6 protein-coding genes are annotated in these 6,211 nt (G+C 66.4%); 4 read left to right on the top strand and 2 right to left on the bottom strand.

The genetic code is table 11. The features are described 5' to 3' along the window. Positions 1-196: 196 nt before the first annotated feature. The 4 genes from rplJ (at position 197) to AC1DSD_RS18910 (ending at position 2,494) form a co-directional block, all read left to right on the top strand. Positions 197-712, top strand: coding sequence for a 50S ribosomal protein L10 (gene rplJ, locus AC1DSD_RS18925; protein ID WP_066822620.1), 516 nt, complete (start codon positions 197-199; stop codon positions 710-712). Between the two features lie 109 nt (positions 713-821). Beyond that, positions 822-1,202 carry a 50S ribosomal protein L7/L12 gene (rplL, locus tag AC1DSD_RS18920; RefSeq protein ID WP_478032273.1) on the top strand — a complete coding sequence of 127 codons (381 nt, stop codon included), beginning with the start codon at positions 822-824 and terminating at the stop codon, positions 1,200-1,202. A gap of 503 nt (positions 1,203-1,705) precedes the next feature. Beyond that, positions 1,706-2,020: an EthD family reductase gene (locus AC1DSD_RS18915; protein WP_478032272.1), complete on the top strand. Its 315-nt coding sequence runs from the start codon at positions 1,706-1,708 to the stop codon at positions 2,018-2,020. A 60-nt stretch (positions 2,021-2,080) separates the two neighbouring features. Continuing rightward, positions 2,081-2,494: a VOC family protein gene (locus AC1DSD_RS18910; RefSeq protein WP_478032270.1), complete on the top strand. Its 414-nt coding sequence runs from the start codon at positions 2,081-2,083 to the stop codon at positions 2,492-2,494. Between the two features lie 189 nt (positions 2,495-2,683). Here AC1DSD_RS18910 and AC1DSD_RS18905 read toward each other — a convergent pair whose 3' ends face one another. Beyond that, positions 2,684-4,000, bottom strand: a complete 1,317-nt coding sequence (locus AC1DSD_RS18905) for a hypothetical protein (protein ID WP_478032268.1) — start codon at positions 3,998-4,000, stop codon at positions 2,684-2,686. A gap of 92 nt (positions 4,001-4,092) precedes the next feature. After that, entirely contained in the window at positions 4,093-6,027 is a 1,935-nt protein-coding gene (locus AC1DSD_RS18900) for a CocE/NonD family hydrolase (protein ID WP_478032267.1), read from the bottom strand. Positions 6,028-6,211 lie beyond the last annotated feature (184 nt).

Here is a 6,211-nt window from a genome sequence, read left to right as displayed (position 1 = left end):
CTTAATGTCCTGCCTAGACGGGGAATGGAATTTTGCCCGCTCGCGGTTCGCCGTGTCGGGACTGCCGCTCTCCATGAAGACAGCGGCCGGCGCCATGCCCCATCGACGGAGAATTGGCCATGCGGGTCCGCCCGCAGGGTCGCTTTGAACCGGGCCGTTCGCCGTCAGGCGTGCGGTCCAAAACGTGGAGAATGGCATGGATCGTGGTCAAAAGGCCGCAGCCGTCGCCGAGCTCAAGCAGACCTTCTCCGAGGTCGGCGTGGTGGTCGTCACCCGCAACCTCGGCCTGACCGTCGCCCAGTCGACGCAGCTCAGGACGAAGATGCGTGAGGCCGGTGCCAGCTATAAGGTCTCGAAGAACAAGCTTGCCAAGATCGCGCTGGATGGCACCGACTATCTCTCGTTGGGCGATATGCTCACGGGTCCGGTCGGTCTCGCCACTTCCATCGACCCGGTCGCCGCCGCCAAGGTGGTGGTCGACTTCGCCAAGACGACCGACAAGATCGAGATCGTTGGTGGCGCGATGGGCGCGACGGCTCTCAACGTCGAAGGCGTGAAGGCTCTGGCCACATTGCCGTCGCTGGATGAACTGCGTGCGAAGATCGTCGGCCTGGTCCAGGCTCCGGCGCAAAAGCTCGCCAGCATCACCCAGGCGCCGGCCGGCCAGCTGGCTCGCGTGTTTGGCGCCTATGGGGCCAAGGAAGCCGCTTGACGACTTTGGTCGTCACCCCGGCGCAGGCCGGGGTCGCCGGCCGCAAACGTACACTTGTTGATAACGGCCCCGGCCTCCGCCGGGGCGACGTAAATTTTGGAGAATATACATGGCAGACCTGAACGCGCTGGTTGACCAGCTGAGCGAACTGACCGTCCTCGAGGCCGCTGAGCTCTCGAAGCTGCTCGAAGAGAAGTGGGGCGTTTCCGCCGCCGCCGCGGTTGCGGTTGCTCCGGCCGCCGGTGGCGCCGGTGCCGGCGCTCCGGCCGAAGAGGCCAAGACCGAATTCGACGTCATCCTGACCGGCGACGGCGGCAAGAAGATCAACGTCATCAAGGAGGTCCGCGCGATCACCGGTCTCGGCCTGACCGAGGCGAAGACGCTGGTCGAGTCGGCTCCGAAGGCCGTCAAGGAAGGCGTGAGCAAGGACGAGGCCGAGAAGGTCAAGAAGCAGCTTGAAGAAGCCGGCGCGACCGTCGAGCTGAAGTAAGCCGCAGCGGGGAAGACGGGCCTCCGGCCCGCATCCCCGCAAGGCCGGCCGGCGTGGCCGCAGGCCACGTCCGACGTCATGGGAGCGGAAGGTGCGGAATGCCCCGCATTCCGCAGATCATGCCGGGGGCATGATCGACCTTCCGCTCTCCCATGACGGCCAGCAGAAAAGAAAGGGCGGTCCCAGCGATGGGGCCGCCCTATTCTTATTGACTTAGCCCCTCCCCTTCAGGAGCGTCAGGTAAACCGCGCCCCGCGCGGTTTAGGTCAGGCTGGGAGCCTGACCGACCTGACGCTGGGTTGGGGTGGGGCCTGTCCACTGGCGATGCGCTCGGTGAGACGGATATGCCCCACCCCCAACCCCTCCCCTGAAGGGGAGGGGCTTATTGCCGTCGCCAGCCGCTTCGCAAACGCGCTTCACCTAAAGTCTGGATGCGCTTCGCCAGTCGGTGAGCTAGAACTGCCCCCCGGACGCTCGGAGAGGCGTTCGCCAGGAGCCCGACCATGATCAAGATGAGCGTCTATTATCCGGCCGATGGCGGCTCGAAGTTCGATCACGATTATTACCGCACCCACCACATGCCGCTGATCCAGGAACGGCTCGGCGATGCCTGCCTGCGCTACGAGATCGAAAAGGGCCTTGCGGGTGGCGAACCTGGAAGCGCGCCGAAGTTCGTCGCTGCGTGCCACATCTACTCGCCGACCCTGGTGGCATTCCAGCAGGCGTTCGGCCCCCACCGCGCGGAGATCGTCGCGGACGTCGCCAATTATACGGACATCGCGCCCATCGTGCAGCTCAGCGAAGTCGTTGCCGAGTAGCGAGCTTCGGCGCGTCAGGCGCAGCCGTTGACCTTTGCCCTAGCCCGCGGAGCCACCCGGATGCCCAGCCTCCTCGTGAACATCGACGTCCCGGATATCGACCGGGGCATGGCTTTCTATACCCAGGCGCTGGGCCTGCGCGTCGGCAGGCGGCTGGGCGCCGGATGCGTCGAATTACTCGGCGCCGAGGTGCCGGTCTACCTGCTGGAAAAGAGCGCAGGGACTCGCATCGGCCCGGCCGGCGGCGACACGCGGCGATATGACAGGCACTGGTCGCCGGTCCATCTCGACCTGGTCGTGAACGACCTGGAAGACGCCGTCATGCGGGCGAAAGCGGCAGGCGCCATCCAGGAAGCCGATATCATCGACGCGCCTTATGGCAGGTTGGCGATGTTCGCCGATCCCTTCGGCCACGGTTTCTGCCTGATCGAATTCAGCGGGCAGGGTTATGACGCCATCGCGGGATCCGACTAGCGCGCCCAAGGTCCGATTCTGGACCGGGCCGAAGTCGCTGCAATGACGTGCGACGACGTTGCCGCGCAACCTGCGGCTATCGCGTGACTTGCTCGTGTTCCTGCGAAAGCAGGAACCCAGGACCCCAGGCGATTCCCTTCACCATCCTGGGCTCCTGCTTTCGCAGGAGCGCGGTTCACCAGTTTCGGTTCACGCCACCCGGCGCTCAGCCACCTTCGGGTGCATGCGCGGTTCGCCGTCGAGGCGGAACGGGGCGAGCTTGGCCCCTTCCCCGCGGTTGATGCCGATCATGTGCGCGGCGGTGGCGGTGCCGGGGGCGCCGACATTCTCGCCCCAGCGATATTCGGCCTTCATCGCCAGCACCGGCACGAACCACGGCTTGCCGTCGATCGTCATGACGTTGAGGTTGGCGCGCGGCAGCATCGCGGTGCCCGACAGCTCGACCTGGCCGCCGGCATGGATCTCGAACGGCGCGACTACCGGCTGCTCGACCGGATTGGTGAAGATCGTCTGCAGATCGGCGGCCTGGCGCGCGCTGGCGCTGGTCATATAGATGCCGAAGCGGACGTCGCGGGCATCGCCGCCACCAGTATTGCGGATGACGATACGATATTCGATCGCCGCGCTCATCGACGGATCGGTGCCGGCGCGCTGCGGGATCAGGACGATTTCGAGCTCCGGCTGCAAAGCCTCGAGCGAGCGCGCGGGCGATTGCGGCGCGCGGACGGTGACCAGGCCGGCGGGGAGCGGCGGCGCGGGCGGCTGCGGCGGCGCCTGGAGCCCTTCGGCGATCCGCCGCAGCGGAACCGTGAGCAGGCCGGACGGTGCCGCGGGCGCAGGCTCGGGTATCGGCGCCGGCGCTGGGGCCGGGACCGGCGCGCGGGCAATTGGTGGACGCGGCGGCGCGACGGGCGGCGCCACAGGTGCGGCGACCTCTTCCTCGTAATACTCCTCCTCGCGGCGACGGCGGCCGAACAGGAACCAGCCACCGGCGAGCAAGGCCAGGACCGCCACGCCGATCGCGATCAGCGTGCTGGAAGACCAACCGCCTGAAGGCTGCTCGGCGGGTGCCGCGGCGGTAGCGGTCGGTACCGGGCTGGGCACCGGCTCGGGCGTCGCGGTGGCGGTGGGGGCCGGCGCTCCAGTGGCGGCGGGCGGCGTTGCGGTGGTCGGCGCGGGCGCTGGTTGCGGCGCGGCCGTGCCGGCACGCGGCGTCGTGCGCGGGGTCGGGGTGGCCGTCGGCGCCGTGCTGCTGGGCCGCGTGGTCGTGACCGGCGGCGGCGTCACGGCCGCGCTGGGCGTCGGCGCAGGCGTGGGCGCGAAGGTCGGGATCGGCGTCGGCCGGCTGAACGGCGCGACGATCGGTCCCGATGGCGGCGGCGTCGGGGTCGGCTTGGGCTTGGGCGGAAGGCTGAAGCCGCCGAGATCAGGGATGGATTGCGGCGCGCTGTCCGTCGATTGCGCAGCCGCGACCCCCGGCAGCACCGCCACCCCCGCGAGCAACATGCTCGCGCGCTTCAAAACTCCAAAACCCCTCATCGACCCCATCAATTGCACGATCTAGCTGAACCTCCGCCAAACGGCGGCGGAGGAACCCCCTAGCGCATCAGTTGCGGCGGCGCGAGCGGCACGACCGGCAGCCACACCGCGCTCGGCGTCTTTCCGCCACGCATGATCGTCACCGTCGCCTTCTGATAGTCCGACTTCTTCGCATAGAAGATGTTGGGGACGTATTTCTGCGGGTTGCGATCGTAGAGCGGGAACAAGGTCGATTGCACCTGGATCATGATGCGGTGGCCGGGCTGGAACACATGGTTCACGGCCGGCAGGCGGAACTTGTATTCCTGCACCTTGCCGGCCGGGATCGGCGACGGATTGGCGAAACTGTCGCGATAGCGGCCGCGGAAGATGTCGAGGCTGATCGCCAGCTGATAGCCGCCCATCTTGGGGTCGGTGGCATTCTCGGTCGGGAAGACGTCGATCACCTTGACCACGAAATCGCCGTCGGTCCCGGTCGTCTTGGCGAACAGATCGGCCATCGGCACGCCCGACACGCGCACTGCCTGATCGAGCACCGGGCTCTCGTAGCTCAGCACATCGGGGCGCCCGTCATACGACCGCTGGTCCTGGACCAGCCAGTCGCCCCAGCGGCCATCGTTGAAATTGACCGGGCGCGGCAGATGCGGGACCGGCTTGGCGGGATCGGAGACATAGCTGTCGCCACCCTCCCCCGCCTTGTCGAAGCCGAGGCCGTCGTCGCCTTGCATGTAGATCGGCTTGAGCGGCGCCGGGCAGCCCTTTTCGCACGCGACCGGCCAGGCGTTGAAGCGGTCCCAGTGGTTCTCCGCGGTATTGTAGATCGTCGCCGCCGGCACGCTGACCGCGGGACCATCTTTCAGATACTGGTTGAACAAGGGCAGGATCATGTCTTCGCGATATTGCGCGGCAGTGTCGCCATTCCACTTGAACGGCCCGAGTTCGTAGCCAACTCGATTGATCTGGCTGTGCCGCCACGGGCCCATCACGATGAAATTGTTGCCGGCCTTGCCCGCCTTGACCAGCGCCTCATAGCTGTGGATCGCGCCCCACATGTCTTCCTGGTCCCACAGACCCTGTTCCCAGATCGTGGGAACGTCGGACGGATTCTTGGCGAGCAATGTGTCGAGCGCCTGGTCCGACCAGAATTCGTCATAGGCCGGATGCATCGACATGCGATTCCAATAGGGCAATTGATCGTAGCCCGATTTCTTTGCCCAATCGCCGGCCGAGCCGACCTCGCGGAAATTGTCGTAATCGTCATAGCCGCCGGTCGGCGGCGCCTTGCCGTCGCCGCGATAACCGGTCTGCGCGCCGAGCCAGGCGATATTGGCGAGGCGGAACGCGCCGTAATGGAACCAGTCGTCGCCCATCCAGCCGTCGACCATTGGGCTCTGCGGCGCCGCGACCTTGAGCGCGGGGTGCGGATGGAGCAGCGCCATCACCACGGTGAAGCCTTCGTAGGACGACCCGATCATCCCGACCTTGCCATTGGATTCGGGCAGGTTCGCCTTGTTCACCAGCCAGTCGATCGTGTCATAGGCGTCGGTCGTATGGTCGACCTTGGTGTCGTTGAGCGGCCCGACCACCGGGCGCGTCACGACATAGCCGCCTTCGGACCCGTATTTGCCGCGAATGTCCTGATAGACGCGGATATAGCCGTTCTTGACGAAGATCTCATCGGCCAGCGGCAAGGTCGCCAGCATCGACGCGCTGTCGGAGCGCTTCGCCCTGCCCTTGGCGTTATACGGCGTGCGGGTCAGCACGATCGGCGCGTTGGTCGCGCCCTTGGGAATGACGATGACGGTGTAGAGCTTGGTCCCGTCGCGCATCGGCACCATGACTTCGCGCTTGATGTAATCGGCATTGGCGGCGACCGGCGGCGTGAACTTGGCCGGGACATCGTCCCCCTTGGGCGGCCATATCGGCGCCTGCTGCGCGAGCGCTGGAGTGAATGCGAGAGCGACCAGAGGCAGCAACGCCAGCTTCTTCATCATGCGACCGAGTCTCCTTGGGAGGGTTGCAGCGTCCTAGGACGCTACGGCACTGGGACGCAAATCGAATCCGTCGTGAATCCATCTCCGTCATGCCGGACTTGTGTGGGGTGACGGCTTTCGGCGTAGCGCGCAAAAACGCCCGCCCCGGAGGTCCGGGGCGGGCGTCGCCGTGCCTGAGGGAGCG

The organism is Sphingomonas sp. P4_D12 (genome assembly GCF_056401895.1).
Note: the sequence above shows the minus strand (reverse complement) of the source record. Positions and strands in the feature narration are given on the sequence as shown.